16 protein-coding genes and 1 pseudogene are annotated in these 15,464 nt (G+C 74.2%); 10 read left to right on the top strand and 7 right to left on the bottom strand.

Annotated elements, in window-relative coordinates:
• Positions 1–13: 13 nt before the first annotated feature.
• Positions 14–898: a succinate--CoA ligase subunit alpha gene (sucD, locus tag STBA_RS13355; protein WP_077059459.1), complete on the top strand. Its 885-nt coding sequence runs from the start codon at positions 14–16 to the stop codon at positions 896–898.
• Positions 899–998: 100 nt separating this feature from the next.
• Here the strand turns inward: sucD and STBA_RS13350 are convergent, their stop codons facing one another.
• Positions 999–1,661, bottom strand: coding sequence for a sigma-70 family RNA polymerase sigma factor (locus STBA_RS13350; protein WP_077059458.1), 663 nt, complete (start codon positions 1,659–1,661; stop codon positions 999–1,001).
• Between the two features lie 124 nt (positions 1,662–1,785).
• On the opposite strand from STBA_RS13350, the gene STBA_RS13345 reads away from it, so the two are divergent.
• Positions 1,786–3,210 (top strand): DUF6350 family protein, encoded by a 1,425-nt coding sequence (locus STBA_RS13345; protein ID WP_077059457.1) that lies wholly within the window; start codon positions 1,786–1,788, stop codon positions 3,208–3,210.
• Positions 3,211–3,260: 50 nt separating this feature from the next.
• On the top strand, positions 3,261–4,157 hold the full coding sequence (locus tag STBA_RS13340) for a carbohydrate kinase family protein (RefSeq protein ID WP_216355925.1): 897 nt from the start codon (positions 3,261–3,263) through the stop codon (positions 4,155–4,157).
• 19 nt (positions 4,158–4,176) lie between these two features.
• On the opposite strand, the gene STBA_RS13335 is transcribed toward STBA_RS13340, so the two are convergent.
• Positions 4,177–4,923, bottom strand: coding sequence for a hypothetical protein (locus STBA_RS13335; protein WP_077059456.1), 747 nt, complete (start codon positions 4,921–4,923; stop codon positions 4,177–4,179).
• 155 nt (positions 4,924–5,078) lie between these two features.
• On the opposite strand from STBA_RS13335, the gene purN reads away from it, so the two are divergent.
• Complete coding sequence (purN, locus tag STBA_RS13330) at positions 5,079–5,714, top strand: phosphoribosylglycinamide formyltransferase (protein WP_077059455.1); 636 nt, start codon at positions 5,079–5,081, stop codon at positions 5,712–5,714.
• Positions 5,711–7,291 carry a bifunctional phosphoribosylaminoimidazolecarboxamide formyltransferase/IMP cyclohydrolase gene (gene purH, locus STBA_RS13325; RefSeq protein ID WP_077059454.1) on the top strand — a complete coding sequence of 527 codons (1,581 nt, stop codon included), beginning with the start codon at positions 5,711–5,713 and terminating at the stop codon, positions 7,289–7,291. The genes purN and purH overlap by 4 nt, the downstream gene beginning before the upstream one ends.
• Before the next feature lie 46 nt (positions 7,292–7,337).
• On the opposite strand, the gene STBA_RS13320 is transcribed toward purH, so the two are convergent.
• From STBA_RS13320 to STBA_RS37135, 3 genes are all read right to left on the bottom strand, one after another.
• The gene (locus tag STBA_RS13320) at positions 7,338–7,607 is read right to left on the bottom strand and encodes a hypothetical protein (protein ID WP_253194710.1); all 270 of its coding nucleotides are present in this window, start codon (positions 7,605–7,607) and stop codon (positions 7,338–7,340) included.
• Between the two features lie 22 nt (positions 7,608–7,629).
• Positions 7,630–8,259 carry an HNH endonuclease family protein gene (locus STBA_RS13315; protein ID WP_077059453.1) on the bottom strand — a complete coding sequence of 210 codons (630 nt, stop codon included), beginning with the start codon at positions 8,257–8,259 and terminating at the stop codon, positions 7,630–7,632.
• Between the two features lie 160 nt (positions 8,260–8,419).
• Positions 8,420–9,205: a DUF4234 domain-containing protein gene (locus STBA_RS37135; RefSeq protein ID WP_077059452.1), complete on the bottom strand. Its 786-nt coding sequence runs from the start codon at positions 9,203–9,205 to the stop codon at positions 8,420–8,422.
• 271 nt (positions 9,206–9,476) lie between these two features.
• Between STBA_RS37135 and STBA_RS13305 the strand changes: the two genes are divergently transcribed.
• The gene (locus STBA_RS13305) at positions 9,477–10,340 is read left to right on the top strand and encodes a bifunctional methylenetetrahydrofolate dehydrogenase/methenyltetrahydrofolate cyclohydrolase (RefSeq protein WP_077059451.1); all 864 of its coding nucleotides are present in this window, start codon (positions 9,477–9,479) and stop codon (positions 10,338–10,340) included.
• A gap of 13 nt (positions 10,341–10,353) precedes the next feature.
• A complete protein-coding gene (locus STBA_RS13300) occupies positions 10,354–10,767 on the top strand; it encodes a DUF3017 domain-containing protein (RefSeq protein ID WP_077059450.1) in 414 nt (137 codons plus the stop codon).
• A 9-nt stretch (positions 10,768–10,776) separates the two neighbouring features.
• Here the strand turns inward: STBA_RS13300 and STBA_RS13295 are convergent, their stop codons facing one another.
• Together STBA_RS13295 and STBA_RS13290 are read right to left on the bottom strand one after the other, a co-directional pair.
• Complete coding sequence (locus STBA_RS13295) at positions 10,777–11,661, bottom strand: glycine betaine ABC transporter substrate-binding protein (protein WP_077059449.1); 885 nt, start codon at positions 11,659–11,661, stop codon at positions 10,777–10,779.
• Between the two features lie 89 nt (positions 11,662–11,750).
• Entirely contained in the window at positions 11,751–12,740 is a 990-nt protein-coding gene (locus STBA_RS13290; RefSeq protein WP_077059448.1) for a malate dehydrogenase, read from the bottom strand.
• Positions 12,741–12,953: 213 nt separating this feature from the next.
• On the opposite strand from STBA_RS13290, the gene trpS reads away from it, so the two are divergent.
• The 3 genes and pseudogenes from trpS to STBA_RS13275 form a co-directional block, all read left to right on the top strand.
• Positions 12,954–13,970 (top strand): tryptophan--tRNA ligase, encoded by a 1,017-nt coding sequence (trpS, locus tag STBA_RS13285; protein ID WP_077063304.1) that lies wholly within the window; start codon positions 12,954–12,956, stop codon positions 13,968–13,970.
• A 59-nt stretch (positions 13,971–14,029) separates the two neighbouring features.
• A complete protein-coding gene (locus tag STBA_RS13280) occupies positions 14,030–14,614 on the top strand; it encodes a 2'-5' RNA ligase family protein (protein ID WP_077059447.1) in 585 nt (194 codons plus the stop codon).
• An 84-nt stretch (positions 14,615–14,698) separates the two neighbouring features.
• Positions 14,699–15,457: pseudogene (locus tag STBA_RS13275) on the top strand (YihY/virulence factor BrkB family protein); the annotation flags it as partial.
• Positions 15,458–15,464 lie beyond the last annotated feature (7 nt).

Raw genomic sequence — 15,464 nt, 5'->3', positions numbered from 1 at the left:
ACCGACTTACACCATGGCTATCTTCCTCACCAAGGAGAGCAAGGTCGTCGTCCAGGGGATGACCGGCTCCGAAGGACAGAAGCACACGCGGCGGATGCTCAGCGCCGGCACGAACATCGTGGGCGGCGTGAACCCGCGCAAGGCCGGTCAGAGCGTCGACTTCGACGGCACGGAGGTACCGGTCTTCGGCAGCGTCAAGGACGCCATCGAGGCGACCGGCGCGGACGTGACGGTCATCTTCGTTCCGGAGAAGTTCACCAAGGACGCGGTCGTCGAGGCCATCGACGCGGAGATCCCGCTCGCGGTCGTGATCACCGAGGGCATCGCGGTCCACGACACGGCCGCCTTCTGGTCCTACGCGGGCAAGAAGGGGAACAAGACCCGCATCATCGGTCCCAACTGCCCGGGTCTGATCACGCCCGGCCAGTCCAACGCGGGCATCATCCCGGCCGACATCACCAAGCCGGGCCGCATCGGCCTGGTGTCGAAGTCCGGCACGCTGACCTACCAGATGATGTACGAGCTGCGCGACATCGGCTTCAGCTCCTGTGTCGGCATCGGCGGCGACCCGGTCATCGGCACCACGCACATCGACGCCCTGGCGGCCTTCGAGGCCGACCAGGAGACCGACCTGATCGTCATGATCGGTGAGATCGGCGGCGATGCGGAGGAGCGGGCGGCCGACTTCATCAAGGCGAACGTCTCCAAGCCCGTCGTCGGCTACGTGGCCGGTTTCACCGCGCCCGAGGGCAAGACGATGGGGCACGCGGGCGCGATCGTCTCCGGTTCCTCCGGCACGGCCCAGGCCAAGAAGGAGGCGCTGGAGGCCGCTGGTGTCAAGGTCGGCAAGACCCCTTCGGAGACCGCCCGGCTGGCGCGCGAGCTGCTCACGGCGTGACACCGCGGTTTTCCGGCGCACCCCGCGAAGGCCCGGCCCCCTCGAACGCGTCGAGGGGGCCGGGCCTTCCTGCTGCCCGGCGTCCGCCGGGTCAGCCGGGTCAGCCGGTGAGGATCGCGACCGCGGTGATCGTGGAGACGGCCGTGGCGACCAGCGCGTACGCGGCCCACGTCCAGCGGCGCGTGCGCCGTTCGCCCGAGGCGCGCAGGGCCGCGGGGGAGCAGGTCTTGGCCGGGTGGCCGGCCGCAAAGTCCCGCAGCAGCCCGGTCAGCAGGGCGCCGCGGTTGCGGGGGGCGGTATCCGCGAGGCCGGGCAGCCGGGCGGCCAGGCAGGTGCGGGCGTGCAGGATGCGCAGCGCCGCGGCGCGCGTGGTCGCCTCCGTCTCGGCCGCGGTCTCGGGCAGGCCGAGGCCGACGCCGTCGTGCAGGACGAGGCTGCGCCGGTAGCAGCGCGGCAGGCTCAGCAGCGCTTCGAGCAACCCGCGGTCCTCGGGCGGCACCGCGCGCAGCTCTCCGCCGCGCCGCCCGGGAACGAGCCGGTGCCAGGGCGAGAGCGCGTAGTCGTGGGCCGCGGCCCGCACCCAGCCGGCCGGGTCGGGGTCCACGGCGACCTCGGGCCAGCGTTCCCACGCCCGGTGGAACGCGTACACCACCGCGCGCTCGGCCAGCCGCCGGTGGCCGCAGAGCAGGAACGCCTGCCGGGTGAGCGAGGCGGCCTGCCGCGTGTAGAGCCGGTCGAACGCCGCCGCCGGGCCCGCCCTCACCGCCGTCTCCAGGATCCGGCAAAGGGGTACAAGTATGTAAAAAGGTACATACGCATATATTGAGCGACACATCGGCGAAAACGGGTTACCTCTCCGCTCCGGGTGTTGTTGGCAGCATGGCCGCGTGCGACACGTTCTCCGGCGCCTCGCCCCGCTCAGCCCCGCCCGCGCCCGGTGGCTCCTCGAAGGGCTGCTCGCCGCCGGGCTCGGCCTCGGGGCGCTCGCCGTCCCCGTTCTCCTGCTGTGGACCCTCTCGCCCTACCCGGACGGCGGTGTCGGCGGCGCCCTGCGCGTCGCCGCCGACCTGTGGCTGCTCGCACACGGCGCGGACCTCGTGCGCCAAGGCCCCGGCGGCGCGTCCACCGCCCCGGTCGGCGTCACCCCGCTGCTGCTCGCCGCCCTGCCCGCCTGGCTGCTGAACCGGGCGGTGCGCGCCTGCGACTGGGCGCCCCAGCCGGGACAGGGCGCGCTCGCCGCGCTGTGGATCACCAGCGGCTACCTCCTGGCCGCCGCCGGAGCCGTCCTGTGCACCGCCCCCGCCACCCTGGCCGCACAGCCCCTCAGCGCCGCCTGGCACCTGCCGCTGTTCGCGCTCGCCGTCACCCTCACCGCCGCCTTCACCATCAGCGGGCCGCCGTTCGCGGGCGGACCCGGGACCGGCGGCGCCCTCGACGGCCGCCGCCTGTCCGCCGCCCGGCGCCTGGCACTGACCGGCGTCGCCGCCTGCTGCGCCGCGGGAACGCTGCTGTTCCTCGGCGGACTGCTGCTCAGCGCCGCGAGCGCGCAAGCCGCGTTCGGGCAGCTCGCCACGGACTGGGCCGGGCGGCTCGCGGTACTGCTGCTGACCCTGGCCCTCCTCCCGAACGCCGTCGTCTGGGCCGTCGCCTACGGCCTCGGCCCCGGCTTCACCGCCGGCGCGGGCAGCGCCTTCGGGCCCCTCGCCGTCACCGGCACCCCGCCCGACCTGCCGCCCTTCCCGCTTCTCGCCGCGCTGCCCGCCACCGCGGGCGGCCCCTGGCTGCTGACCGCCGCCGCGCTCGTCCCCGCGGCGGGGGCGGCGGCCGTCGCGTGGACCGCCGCCCGGCTCGCGGTGCCGGAGCGCGGCGAACGGGCCACCGCGTCCGGCTGGGGCGGCACCGCGCTCACCGTGCTGCTCGCCGCCTGCGGCGCCGGTGCCGCGTTCGGGCTGCTCGCCGCGTTCGCCGGCGGGCCGCTCGGCACCGGTGCGCTCGCCACGTTCGGTCCTGAGCCCTGGACGACCGGCCTGGCCGCGGCGGCCTGGACGGCCGGCCCGGCCGTACCGGCGGCGCTGGTGCTGCGCGCCTGGCGGCTGCGCAGACCGCGCTGGATCAGGGCCGCCGTGGGCGCCGCGGCCACCCGTGCCGCCCGGCTGCTGCCCCGCCGCCCCGGGCGGCGGCGCGGGAAGCGCGGCGCGGCGGCCGATGCGTGGCACACCACCGCCGCCCGCGACACGCGCTGGGCCGCGCTGAGGAAGTCCTCGGGCACCCTGGTGCCCGAGATCACGGAGGAGCCGCGGCACCGCCCGTGACATCCGCAGGCCGGCGGCCAGGTCTCCCGGAACCAGCTGGAGGCAGGGACGTGACAACGGAACTGGACGTGTTCGTGGTCGGCGGGACGGGGGTGGACACCATCGTCCGGGTCCCCCGGCTGCCGCTGCCCGAGCGGGAGACCATCATGGTGCCGCCCATCGAACGGTACGTGGCGCACACCGGCAACGGCGTCGCGTTCGGCTGCCACCACCTGGGACTGCGCACCCACCTCGCGGACGTGATCGGCGCCGACCCCGAGGGCGATCAGGTGCGCGGCGCCTACGCCGCGGCGGGCCTGTCCTTCGACCACCGCACCCATCCCAGCGGCACGAGGCGCAGCGTCAACCTGGTCGACCCGAACGGCAGGCGGGTGTCCCTCTACGACGGCCGCCACCCCGTGGGCATGACCGTCGACCCCGGCCTGTACCGTCCGGCGCTCGCCCGCACCCGGCACGTGCACGCCTCCCTCGCGGACTGGGCGCGGCACGCCCTGGCCGAGGCCGCCGGGGCCGGCCCGTCCACCTCGACCGACCTGCACGACTGGGACGGCGTGCAGGACTACCACCGCGACTTCGCCTACGGCGCCGACCTGGTGTTCATCTCCACCTCCGCGCTCGGGGGCCGTACGGAGGAGACCGCGCGGGACATCCTCGCCCGGGGCCGGGCCGAGGCCGTCGTCGCGATGGCAGGTGCGGACGGCAGCTATCTCGCGCTGCCCGGCGGCCCGCTGCGCCACCTGCCCGCCGCCACCGTGCCAGGACCGGTCGTGGACACCGACGGCGCGGGCGACGCCTACGTCGCGGCGTTCCTCCACGGCCGCCTGGCGGGGAAGGACTGGCGGGCGAGCATGCGGGCCGGCTCGGTGGCGGGGGCGCACGCCTGCCTGACGGCGGGCACGCACACCTCGTTCATCACCGCGGAAGAGCTGGCGCGCGCGCTCGCCTGACCGCAGAAGGAGCCGGTCGTCAGTCCTGTTCGCCCAGTATCGGGCGGAGCTGACTGGGCAGCAGCTCCTCGCACGCCTGCTGCGACGGCCTGGTCAGCGCGTCGCTCACGCAGTCGAAGTAGTCCTTGTACACGAGCTGCACGGTGTACGTGGCCGCGACGATCGCCAGCGCCGCGGACGCCAGCACGACCCCGGAGACCGCCGCGGCGAACTGCGGGCGCGCGGGGCGCGCGCCGGGCGCCGCGGGGCCGGGGGAGGGGGGCCCGGACGGCGGGAGCGGCTCGCCCTCCAGCTTCTCCAGGCGCCGGTTCCTGCCCTCCGGCTTCTCCTTCGGGCCGCCGCGCAGGGCGCTGATGCCCCAGTACAGGGCGAGCGCCCCCAGCAGCAGCGCCAGCCACTCCCAGCCGAGCAGACCGCCGAAGACTCCCCACATGCCGGCCAGCACGGCGTAACGGGCGTGCCGCTGCGCGGGGTCGGACGGGTCCCAGCGGGAACCCCCGCCCGGGCCGCCGGGCTTGCGGTCGGGGTCGGAGGGCGGCTCGCCGAACCCGCCGTTCTGGCGCTTCGGCTGGCGCCTGCTCCACTGGCTGCCCCAGCGCTGGCGCGGTGGCCCCTCCTGCGATCCGTCCTCGCCGCCCCCGTCGGACCCCTCCGGCCGACGCGGCTGCCACGGCCGGTCCGGCTGTCCCTCGGGTGGCGGGGCGAAGGGGTTGTCCTCCTCGCCTTTCCGGTCCTGCTGGCCGGCGGCGCGGCGTCGGTCCGTCATCGTGGTCGTCGAGTCTCCCTCTTAGGTGCCGGACCGCTGGAAAGGCGCCGGTGCCATCGACGGTACCTGGAGCCGGGCCCCACCGGGGCACGGGGGGAGCGAGGCGTACCGGTATCGTTGCGGCTCACGGCTCCCCCTGACGAAAGACCCCGATCGTGGCTGCTGCCCCCGAGCGTACGTCTCCGGCGCGCGTCGTCGTCCTCGTCTCCGGTTCGGGCACGAACCTTCAGGCACTGCTCGACGCCGTGGCCGAAGGCGGGGCCGCATACGGCGCCGAGGTGGTGGCGGTCGGGGCGGACCGGGACGGGATCGAGGGCCTGCGGCGCGCCGAGCGCGCGGGGGTGCCGACGTTCGTGTGCCGGGTCCGCGACTTCGCGACCCGCGCCGAGTGGGACGCGGCGCTGGCCGGCGCGGTGGCCGCGCACCGGCCGGACCTGGTGGTGTCGGCCGGGTTCATGAAGATCGTGGGCACGGCGTTCCTCGCCGCCTTCGGCGACCGGACCATCAACACGCATCCGGCGCTGCTGCCGAGCTTCCCCGGCGCGCACGGGGTGCGCGACGCGCTGGCCCACGGGGTCAGGGTGACCGGCTGCACGGTGCACTTCATGGACGCCGGGGTGGACTCGGGGCCGATCATCGCCCAGGAGGCGGTGGCGATCCGCGAGGCGGACGACGAGGCGGCGCTGCACGAGCGCATCAAGGACGTCGAGCGGCGGCTCCTCGTCGACGTCGTGGGCCGGCTCGCCCGCGACGGGTACAGGATCGAGGGACGGAAGGTGCATATCCCGTGACCGCGGAAGAGACGAGGCGGCCCGTTCGCCGCGCGCTGGTCAGCGTCTACGACAAGACCGGCCTGGAGGAGCTGGCCGGCGGGCTCCACGCGGCCGGGGTGCGGATCGTGTCGACCGGCTCCACGGCGGCACGCATCGCCGCCGCGGGGGTGCCGGTCACGCCGGTCGAGGAGCTGACCGGCTTCCCCGAGTGCCTGGACGGCCGGGTCAAGACGCTGCACCCGCGGGTGCACGCCGGCCTCCTGGCCGACCAGCGCCTGCCCGCCCACCGGGAGCAGCTGGAGGAGCTGGGCATCGAGGCGTTCGACCTGGTCGTGGTCAACCTCTACCCGTTCCAGCTGACGGTGGAGTCCGGTGCCTCGCCGGACGAGTGCGTGGAGCAGATCGACATCGGCGGCCCGGCGATGCTGCGCGCGGCGGCCAAGAACCACCCGTCGGTCGCGGTGGTCACCGACCCCGCGCGCTACCCGGACGTGCTGGCCGCGGCGGCGGGCGGCGGGTTCACGCTGGAGGAGCGGCGCCGGCTCGCGGCGCAGGCGTTCGCGCACACCGCGGCCTACGACGCCGCGGTGGCCGGCTGGTTCGCGCAGCTCGACGCGGCCGGGCCCGCCGAGGCGGCGGAGGGCGAGCTGTTCGTGGAGAACGCGCGTCTGGCGTTCTCGCTGGAACGGGTGCTGCGCTACGGGGAGAACCCGCACCAGGCAGCGGCCCTCTACGGGGACGGCTCGGGCACGGGCCTCGCGGCGGCCGAGCAGCTGCACGGCAAGGAGATGTCGTACAACAACTACGTGGACACCGAGGCGGCCCGCCGGGCGGCCTACGACCACGAACTGCCGTGCGTCGCGGTCGTCAAGCACACCAATCCCTGCGGCATCGCGGTCGGGGCGGACGTGGCGCAGGCGCACCGCAGGGCGCACGCCTGCGACCCGCTGTCCGCCTTCGGCGGCGTCATCGCCGCGAACCGGCCGGTGTCGGTGGCCATGGCGGAGCAGGTCGCGGAGATCTTCACCGAGGTGATCGTGGCGCCCGGCTACGAGGAGGGCGCGGTGGAGGTGCTGGCCCGCAAGAAGAACATCCGGGTGCTGCGCTGCCTGGAGCCGCCGGCCGCGGCCACCGAGTACCGGCCGATCGACGGCGGGACGCTGGTGCAGGTCACCGACCGCCTCCAGGCGCCGGGCGACGACCCGGCGACGTGGCGCCTGGCGGCGGGCGAGCCGCTGCCGGAGGGGGAGCTGGCCGAGCTGGCGTTCGCCTGGCGCGCCTGCCGGGCCGTGAAGTCGAACGCGATCCTGCTGGCCAAGGACGGTGCCACCGTCGGCGTCGGGATGGGCCAGGTCAACCGGGTGGACTCCGCCAGGCTCGCGGTGCAGCGTGCGGGGGCGGAGCGCGCGGCGGGGGCGTACGCGGCGTCGGACGCGTTCTTCCCGTTCCCCGACGGCTTCGAGGTGCTGGCCGAGGCGGGCGTCAGGGCCGTGGTGCAGCCGGGCGGCTCCGTCCGCGACGAGCAGGTGACCGAGGCGGCCCGCGCGGCCTCGGTGACGATGTACTTCACCGGTACGCGGCACTTCTTCCACTGACGCGGATCGGGGGGCGCGGCACCCGCGGGTGCCGCGCCCCCGCAGGTCACGGCTGCGGGCGGTGCAGCAGGCCGACCAGCACGTCGTGCAGGACCTCGTGGTCGCGCGGGTCGTGCAGCCGGTACGGGCCGCCGTCCACCGTGTACCACTCGTCCGCGCCCGCGTAGCGGATGCGGAGGGTGAGGGTGCCGTCGGCCTCGGCGGCGGTGTGCAGTTCGAGTTCGCCGGTGACGACCCCGACCTCCTTGGTCATCACGCCGCCGCGCGGGGCCGTGAAGACGGAGAACTTTTCGGTCATGTCGCTCTTCGTGGTCATGTGGCGTATTTCAGCAGGAAACTCAGCAGGTGCTGAGCATCTCCCGCAGTGCCGTGCGTTCCGCGTCGTCGATCGTCAGCTGCCAGTGGTACTTGGCCCTGACCCACATCTTCCCGTAGGTGCAGTGGTACGCGGCGGCGCGGGGCTGCCATTCCGCGGGGTCCTGGTCACCCTTGGAACGGTTGGACGCGGCGCTGGCCGCGATGAGCTGGGGGCGGCCGAGGTCGTTCGCGAACGCCTCGCGCCGGTCGGTGGTCCAGGCGTCCGCGCCCGAACGCCACGCCTCGGCCAGCGGGACGACGTGGTCGATGTCGACGCGGGACGAGGCGGGCACCGTGACGTCGTCGTAGGGGCTGTACCAGGTGCCGGAGACGGGCCGGCAGTCCGCGTCGACCGTGACGCCCTCGCCGTCCCGCTTCAGCACCTCCTCCCGCGTGGAACAGCCGTCGCGGCTGGTCCAGTGGGGGAACAGGCGGCGCGAGTAGCCCGCCATCGAGCCGGGGGGCGCCACGGTGAGGGCGGCCAGCTCGGCCCGCGCGGTCGCGGCGTCGGGAATGCCGGGCGGGGCCGCGGCCGCGGCCGGGGCGAGCAGGGCGGCGGTGAGGAGGAGGGCGAGGACCGTGCCGGAAAACGTCGCGGTGCTGCGTCGCATCAGGCGGCTCCGTGCGGTGGGGGGAGGTGGCCTGATGGAGCGTTACCCGCGGGCTGAAGTGTCCATGATCAGTTTGCGCCGGAACGCCCGGGGCGCGCGCCGGAGATGCCCGGCGCGCGACCGGCGGACGAACCGGCGCGTGGCGTCCCCGCCGGAGCCCTCAGGCGACCAGCGGGAGCGGGGTACCGGGCGGCGGGCCCTGGTAGTGGTGGTGGATCTTGTTGATCTCCGACTGGTAGTAGATCATGTGCGTCCCCAGCAGGATGTACAGCAGAATCCCCAGGCCGCCGCTGCACGTCGGCGGCAGGCCCGCGGCGCGCTGCGCCGCCGAAATGCGGCCGGCGGTGTTCGCCACCGAGACGAACGGCGGGACCAGCAGGTATGCGCCCGGCAGGAACGCCAGGACGCTCATGCCCGGGCTGACCTCGATGCGCTGGTCGAACTGGTTCAGCTCTTTCTGGATCTTGTACCACCACACCAGGGCGTAGATCCCGCAGGTGATGAGCCCGAGCAGCCACGTGACACCGGGCCCGCGCAGCGGCATCGCGTAGCCGAACCCGGCCGGCTGCCCCGGCATGCCGGGCATCCCCGGCGGCATCTGGCCCTCCGGCGGATACGACACGGGCGGGCCGCCCTGCGGCGCGTAGGGCGCCGGAAGGCCGCCCGGCTGCTGCGGCGGCGGACCCGGCTGGGTGGCCGCGTCCGGCGCCCCGTACGGGCCCGGCGCGGGCGGCGGGCCCTGCGGCGGGTACGGACCCGGTTGCTGCGGCGGCGGGGCGGACTGCGTGGCCGCGTCCGGCGCTCCGTACGGTCCTGGTGGCGGCGGGTTCTGCGGCGGGTAGGGGCCCGGCTGCGGCCCGCCCTGCGGCGGGTACGGTCCTGGCTGCCCACCCGGGGGCACGGGCCCCTGCGGCGGCTGCCCGGGCGGATTCTGATAGTTGCTCACGTCCAGTGGGCTCCTTGCGATGAAGTCCTGCATGGCCGGGACGGCCGCTCGGCCCGCTGGCGCGGAAGGCCCGCAGCGACCTGGGCGCCCCACGGCGCCGACGGCACGTTCCCCCGGCCGGCCAGGGCCGCTATTCCACAGCCGCGCCTTCCCCGCTGTCCACCTGGGCGGCAGGACTGTGGCAAAGCTGATACATCGTCCGGCACGGCGGGCGTGCGGTGTTCCGGGGGCGGATTGGTGGGCAGGCCCCCGCATCCGCGAGGATGGGGGCATGAGCGCCGAGATTCTCGATGGCAAGGCCACCGCAGCCGCGATCAAATCCGATCTCACCACCCGGGTCGCCGCCCTCCGGGAGCGCGGGGTCACCCCCGGGCTCGGCACGCTGCTGGTGGGCGACGACGTCGGCAGCCAGAAGTACGTCGCGGGCAAGCACCGCGACTGCGCCGCCGTCGGCATCGCCTCGATCCGGCGCGCCCTGCCGGCCACCGCCACCCAGGCGGAGGTCGAGGCCGTCGTCCAGGAGCTGAACGCGGACCCCGCCTGCACCGGCTACCTGGTGCAGCTGCCGCTGCCCCGCGGCATCGACGTCAACCGCGTGCTGGAGCTGGTGGACCCGGCCAAGGACGCCGACGGGCTGCACCCGACGAACCTCGGCCGTCTCGTACTCGGCGAGCCCGCCCCGCTGCCCTGCACGCCGAACGGCATCATCGCGCTGCTGCGCCGGTACGGCGTCGCCCTCGCCGGCGCGCACGTCGTCGTCATCGGCCGCGGCGTCACCGTCGGCCGCTCCCTGCCGCTGCTGCTCACCCGCCGCGGCGAGAACGCGACCGTGACGCAGGTCCACACCGGCACCCGCGAGATGTCGGCGCACCTGCGGCGTGCGGACATCGTGGTCGCCGCGGCGGGAGTGCCGCACCTGGTCAAGCCGGAGGACGTGAAGCCGGGCGCGGCCGTGCTCGACGTCGGCGTCAGCCGCGACGAGCAGGGCAAAATCGTCGGCGACGTCCACCCGGGGGTGGCCGAGGTCGCGGGCTGGATCTCGCCCAACCCCGGCGGCGTGGGCCCGATGACCCGGGCGATGCTGCTGACGAACGTGGTCGAGGCCGCCGAGCGCGCGGCCGCGGCCGAAGAGTGAGGGAAGGCGTTCCATGGGCGCGAACGGCACCGTCTGGCGCAGGCGCCGCAGGACGGCCGACAAGTACCCGACGCGCGGCACCGCCAGGCCCGAGGGCGGCCGGCGCAGCGCGGGCGGCGACGCCCCGGCCCCGATCAGGCAGTGGCCGTTCCTCGCCGTGCTCGGTACGGTCCTGGCCGGGCTGCTCATCACCCTCGCCGACTTCCGGATCGGGCTCCTGGCGGTGGGCGGCGGGCTGATCGGGGGCGGGCTGCTGCGCGGCTGGCTGCCCGCGGTGGGCATGCTGGCGGTCAGGTCCCGGTTCACCGACGTGGTGACGTACTCGCTGCTGGGCGGCGTGATCGTGCTGCTGACGCTGATGGCCGAGCCGGACCCGTGGCTGGAAGTGCCGTTCCTGAGCGACGTGCTGCGGTTCTCCGCGGGCTGACGGGCCGGGTCACTCCCCGAGCCAGGCCGCGACCGCGTCCGGGTGCTCGGTGACCCAGCGTTCGGCGGCGGCGGCCGGGGTCATGCCCTCGTTGGCGATGAGCCCGGCCACCTCGTTCTGGTCGTGCTCCGTCCAGGAGAACCGCTGGAGGAACTCGGCGGCCTCGCCGCCCTCCGCCGCGAACTCGGCGTTGAGGTACTTGCGCAGCTCGATGTGCGGATAGTAGCCGGGCAGGTCGACCTCCACCAGCTCGACCTCTTCCGCCAGCCAGTGCGGCTGCCAGAAGTAGGTGAGCAGCGGCGTGCCGCCGCGCTCCGCGCGGTATATCTCCGCGACCAGGGCGTCCTCGCTGCCCGCCGCCGCGGTCCGCAGATCGAGGCCGAGGTCCTCGATGATCGTCTCTTCGCGGGTGGCGAACTGCGGGTCGCCCTGGAGTATCCGGCCGCCGAACTGATCGGTGAACTCGCCGAGACGGTGCCAGTCCAGGGCCTCGGGATGCGCCTCGGCGAAGGCCCTGGGCACGTACCAGCCGACGTGCCCGGTGATCCCGAGCGCACCTGCGTCCACCACGTACTTCTTGTGCTCGACGTACAGCTCGGCCTTGTCCGGCACCGCGCCCCAGTCCTCCAGGATCGCCTGGATGGCGCCGCTGCCCAGCGCGTCCCAGGCGTCCGCCTGGCCCGACTCGACCCGCTCGACCGGCACGCCCAGCTCGTTCTCCAGGACGTGGGCGGCGACCGCGGCGTTCGCCTGGCCGCCGGGCCATGCGGGCATGGCGATGAGCACGGGCGGGCGCTCCTCGGTCTCCGTCACCCCGTCGGCCAGGCTGCACGCGCTCATCGCGACCAGGCTGAGGGCACCTGCCCCGGCGAGGAGGGGGTGACGTATGGGCATCGGCAGGGTTCCTTCGACAGGTGCGGCGGCGGACGCAGTGTGGCCCCGACAGCGTGTGTGGGGGCCACAGGGGTTACGTCCGCAGTGTTTCAGATGAGGCCGAGGGCGCGAACCGCCTCGCGCTCATCCGCCAGCTCCGCGACGGAGGCGTCGATGCGGGGGCGGGAGAACGCGTTCACGGCGAGGTCCTGGACAATGCGGTACTCGCCGCCCGCGGTGGTGACGGGGAACGAGGAGATCAGGCCCTCCGGAACGCCGTAGGACCCGTCGGACGGCACGGCCATGGAGGTCCAGTCGCCCTCCGCGGTGCCGTTCACCCAGGTGTGGACGTGGTCGATGGCCGCGTTCGCCGCCGAGGCGGCCGAGGAGGCGCCGCGCGCCTCGATGATGGCCGCGCCGCGCTTGGCGACCGTCGGGATGAAGTCCTCCGCCAGCCAGGTCTCGTCGGCGACGGCCTCGGCCGCGTTCTTGCCCGCGACCTCGGCGTGGAAGATGTCCGGGTACTGGGTCGCCGAGTGGTTGCCCCAGATGGTGAGCCTGCGGATCTCGGCGACCGGGACGCCGGTCTTCTTCGACAGCTGGGACAGCGCGCGGTTGTGGTCCAGGCGCGTCATGGCGGTGAACCGCTCGGCGGGCACGTCGGGGGCGGCCGAACGGGCGATCAGCGCGTTGGTGTTGGCCGGGTTGCCCACGACCAGGACCTTCACGTCGTCCGCGGCATGGTCGTTGATGGCCTTGCCCTGCGGCTTGAAGATGCCGCCGTTGGCCTCCAGCAGGTCGCCGCGCTCCATGCCCTTGGTGCGGGGGCGCGCGCCGACGAGCAGCGCGACGTTCGCGCCGTCGAACGCCACGTCGGGGTTGTCGCTGATGTCGATGCCGGCCAGCAGCGGGAACGCGCAGTCGTCCAGCTCCATGGCGGTGCCCTCGGCGGCGCCGAGGGCGGGGGTGATCTCCAGCAGCCGCAGGCGGACCGGGGTGTCCGGGCCGAGCAGGTGCCCGGAGGCGATGCGGAACAGCAGGGCGTAGCCGATCTGGCCGGCCGCGCCGGTGACGGTGACGTTGACGGGTGTGCGGGGCATGTGGGGCCTTCCGGGTCAATGACGGCCGCTTCGCGGCCAGATTATCCCCCGCCCGTCCGCCCTGGGACGGACGGGTGTCCGTGCCGGGCGACCGCGGCCCGCGCCGCGCGCCTCCCGGCCGTTCACTGTCTCGCCATCAAGATACCTCCGCGCCCCACCGCGGCCGCGGGCTGGGCTGCCGGGGGCGCAGGCGGACCTGAGACAATGGGCCGCATGGCCTTGAGACGTCTCCGCGTGTTCTCCGGAATCCAGCCCACCGCGGGCTCCTTCCACCTGGGCAACTACCTGGGCGCGGTCCGCCAGTGGGTGGCGCTCCAGGAGACGCACGACGCCTTCTACTCGATCGTCGACCTGCACGCCATCACCATTCCGCAGGACCCCGGGGCGCTGCGCGAGGCCACGCGGCTCGCCGCGGCCCAGCTCCTGGGTGCGGGCCTCGACCCTGCCCGGTGCACGCTGTTCCTCCAGAGCCAGGTGCCCGAGCACGCGCAGCTGGCCTGGGTGCTCAACTGCCTGACGGGCTTCGGCGAGGCCGCCCGCATGACGCAGTTCAAGGACAAGTCGGCCAGGCAGGGCACCGAGGGCACCACCGTCGGCCTGTTCACGTACCCGGTGCTCCAGGCCGCCGACATCCTGCTGTATCAGGCGAACGAGGTGCCCGTAGGCGAGGACCAGCGGCAGCACATCGAGCTGACCCGGGATCTCGCCGAGCGGTTCAACGGGCGCTTCGGCGACACGTTCACCGTGCCGGGGGCCCACATCCTGAAGGACGCGGCGAAGATCTACGACCTCCAGGACCCCTCGGTCAAGATGAGCAAGTCGGCCTCCTCGCCCCGCGGCATCGTGTGGCTGATGGACGAGCCGAAGAAGTCCGAGAAGAAGTTCCGCAGCGCCGTGACCGACACCGGCACGGTGATCAGGTTCGACCCCGAGGAGAAGCCCGGCGTCAGCAACCTGCTGTCGATCTACTCGGCGCTCACCGGGATAGGCGTCGCCGAGCTGGAGGAGAAGTTCGCCGGCCAGCTCTACGGCCCGCTGAAGACGGAGCTGGCCGGGATATTCGCGGACTGGGTGGCGCCGTTCCGCAGCCGCACCCAGGAGTACCTGGACGACCCGGCCGAGCTCGACCGCATCCTCGCCCTGGGCGCGGAGAAGGCGCGTTCGGTCGCCGTCGGCACACTGGCGGACGTCTACGAGAAGACGGGCTTCCTGCCCGCGGCCCGGACCTGAGCGCCGCCCGGCCGGACACCCGGAACGACCAGCACGACCAGCACTGACAGGAGAGGGAATTGGCGGGGACCGTCACGCTCGGCGTGTCGATCGCGGTCCCGGAGCCGCACGGCAGCCGCCTCCAGCGCCGCCGCCTGGGCTTCGGGGACGCCGCCGCGGCCGGCATCCCCACGCACGTGACCCTGCTGCCGCCCACCGCGGTCGAGGCCGCGGCCCGGCCGGCCATCGACGAGCACCTCGCGGGCATCGCCGCGGCGGCGCGCCCGTTCCGCATGCGGCTGTACGGCACGGGTACCTTCCGCCCGCTGTCGCCCGTCGTGTTCGTGCAGGTCGTCGAGGGCGGGTCGGCGTGCGGCTGGCTCCAGGAGCGCGTCCGGGAGGACGGCGGGCCGCTGGCCCGCGAGCTCCAGTTCCCCTACCACCCGCACGTCACCGTCGCGCACGGCATCGGCGAGGACGCGATGGACGCCGCGCAGGCGGACCTCGCCCGGTACGAGGCGGCGTGGACGGTGGCCGGCTTCGCGCTGTACGAGCAGGGCGGGGACGGCGCCTGGGCGCTGCGGCGCGAGTTCCGGTTCGCGCCCTGCCCGCGGCAGCGGCGGCCCGCCTCCTCCGCGTTCGAACGGGCCCAGGAGGCGGCGTAGCCCGCGCCGCCGCGGAGGGCGCCCGCGGCCGGTCGCGTGTCGGCCGGTCGTGAGGGGGCACACGGCCATAGCGTGAGCGGCGCTATGGAGAAACTGACCCGGCTGCCCGGGATCGGACCGGCGGTGGCCTGGTTCCTGCGCAGCCGTGCCTGGCAGGTGTACCGGCACCTCGACGACCGCACGTGGACGCGGCTGGCCGCCGCGATCACGTTCACCAGCTTCATCACCCTCTTCCCCGTGCTCGGCCTGGCAGCCGCCACCGGCGCCTGGCTGCTCAGCGACCAGCACCTGGAAGACATCGAGCAGTGGGCGTCCGACCAGGTGCCCGGCATCTCCGACCAGATGAACCTCGGTGCGCTCTTCGACCACGCGGGCACCATCGGCCTCGTCTCGCTCGCGCTGGTCCTGCCCATGGGCGCCGGCTGGGTGGACGCCCTGCGCGGCTGCCTGCGGGAGCTGTGGGACCTGGCCGACCCCGAGGACAACGTCTTCCTGCGCCGTGCCAGGGACATGGGCGTGCTGGTTGGGCTCGGCGCGGTGACGCTGCTGTCGCTCGCCGCGTCCGCGCTCGGCGTGGGCGCGGTGCACTGGGCCTCGCGGCGGGTGGACACCGCGCTGCCGTTCCAGCTCCTGGCCTACCTGCTGGCGACGGTCGTCACGTTCTTCCTGCTGGTGTACCTGCTGGTGTGGCTGCCCGGGGTCAGGCCGCCGCGCACCGCCACGCTCACGGCCTGCGCGATGGGCGCGGTCGGCTTCGAGGTGCTGAAGCAGCTGCTGGGCGGCTACCTGACGGAGGTCGCCACCCGGAACGTGTACGGCGCCTTCGGCGTGCCCGTCGCGCTTCTGGTCT

The organism is Streptomyces sp. MP131-18, assembly GCF_001984575.1.
GTDB lineage: Bacteria > Actinomycetota > Actinomycetes > Streptomycetales > Streptomycetaceae > Streptomyces > Streptomyces johnsoniae.
This window is presented reverse-complemented; position numbering and strand designations above follow the sequence as displayed.

Excerpts from the sequence above, each read along its gene's own strand:
- STBA_RS13335 (WP_077059456.1), bottom strand. The coding sequence starts at position 4,923 with ATGACGGACCGACGCCGCGCCGCCGGCCAGCAGGACCGGAAAGGCGAG.
- STBA_RS13295 (WP_077059449.1), bottom strand. The coding sequence starts at position 11,661 with ATGCCCATACGTCACCCCCTCCTCGCCGGGGCAGGTGCCCTCAGCCTG.
- STBA_RS13305 (WP_077059451.1), top strand. The coding sequence starts at position 9,477 with ATGAGCGCCGAGATTCTCGATGGCAAGGCCACCGCAGCCGCGATCAAA.
- STBA_RS13315 (WP_077059453.1), bottom strand. The coding sequence starts at position 8,259 with ATGCGACGCAGCACCGCGACGTTTTCCGGCACGGTCCTCGCCCTCCTC.
- sucD (WP_077059459.1), top strand. The coding sequence starts at position 14 with ATGGCTATCTTCCTCACCAAGGAGAGCAAGGTCGTCGTCCAGGGGATG.
- STBA_RS13290 (WP_077059448.1), bottom strand. The coding sequence starts at position 12,740 with ATGCCCCGCACACCCGTCAACGTCACCGTCACCGGCGCGGCCGGCCAG.
- STBA_RS13300 (WP_077059450.1), top strand. The coding sequence starts at position 10,354 with ATGGGCGCGAACGGCACCGTCTGGCGCAGGCGCCGCAGGACGGCCGAC.
- STBA_RS13320 (WP_253194710.1), bottom strand. The coding sequence starts at position 7,607 with ATGACCACGAAGAGCGACATGACCGAAAAGTTCTCCGTCTTCACGGCC.
- trpS (WP_077063304.1), top strand. The coding sequence starts at position 12,954 with ATGGCCTTGAGACGTCTCCGCGTGTTCTCCGGAATCCAGCCCACCGCG.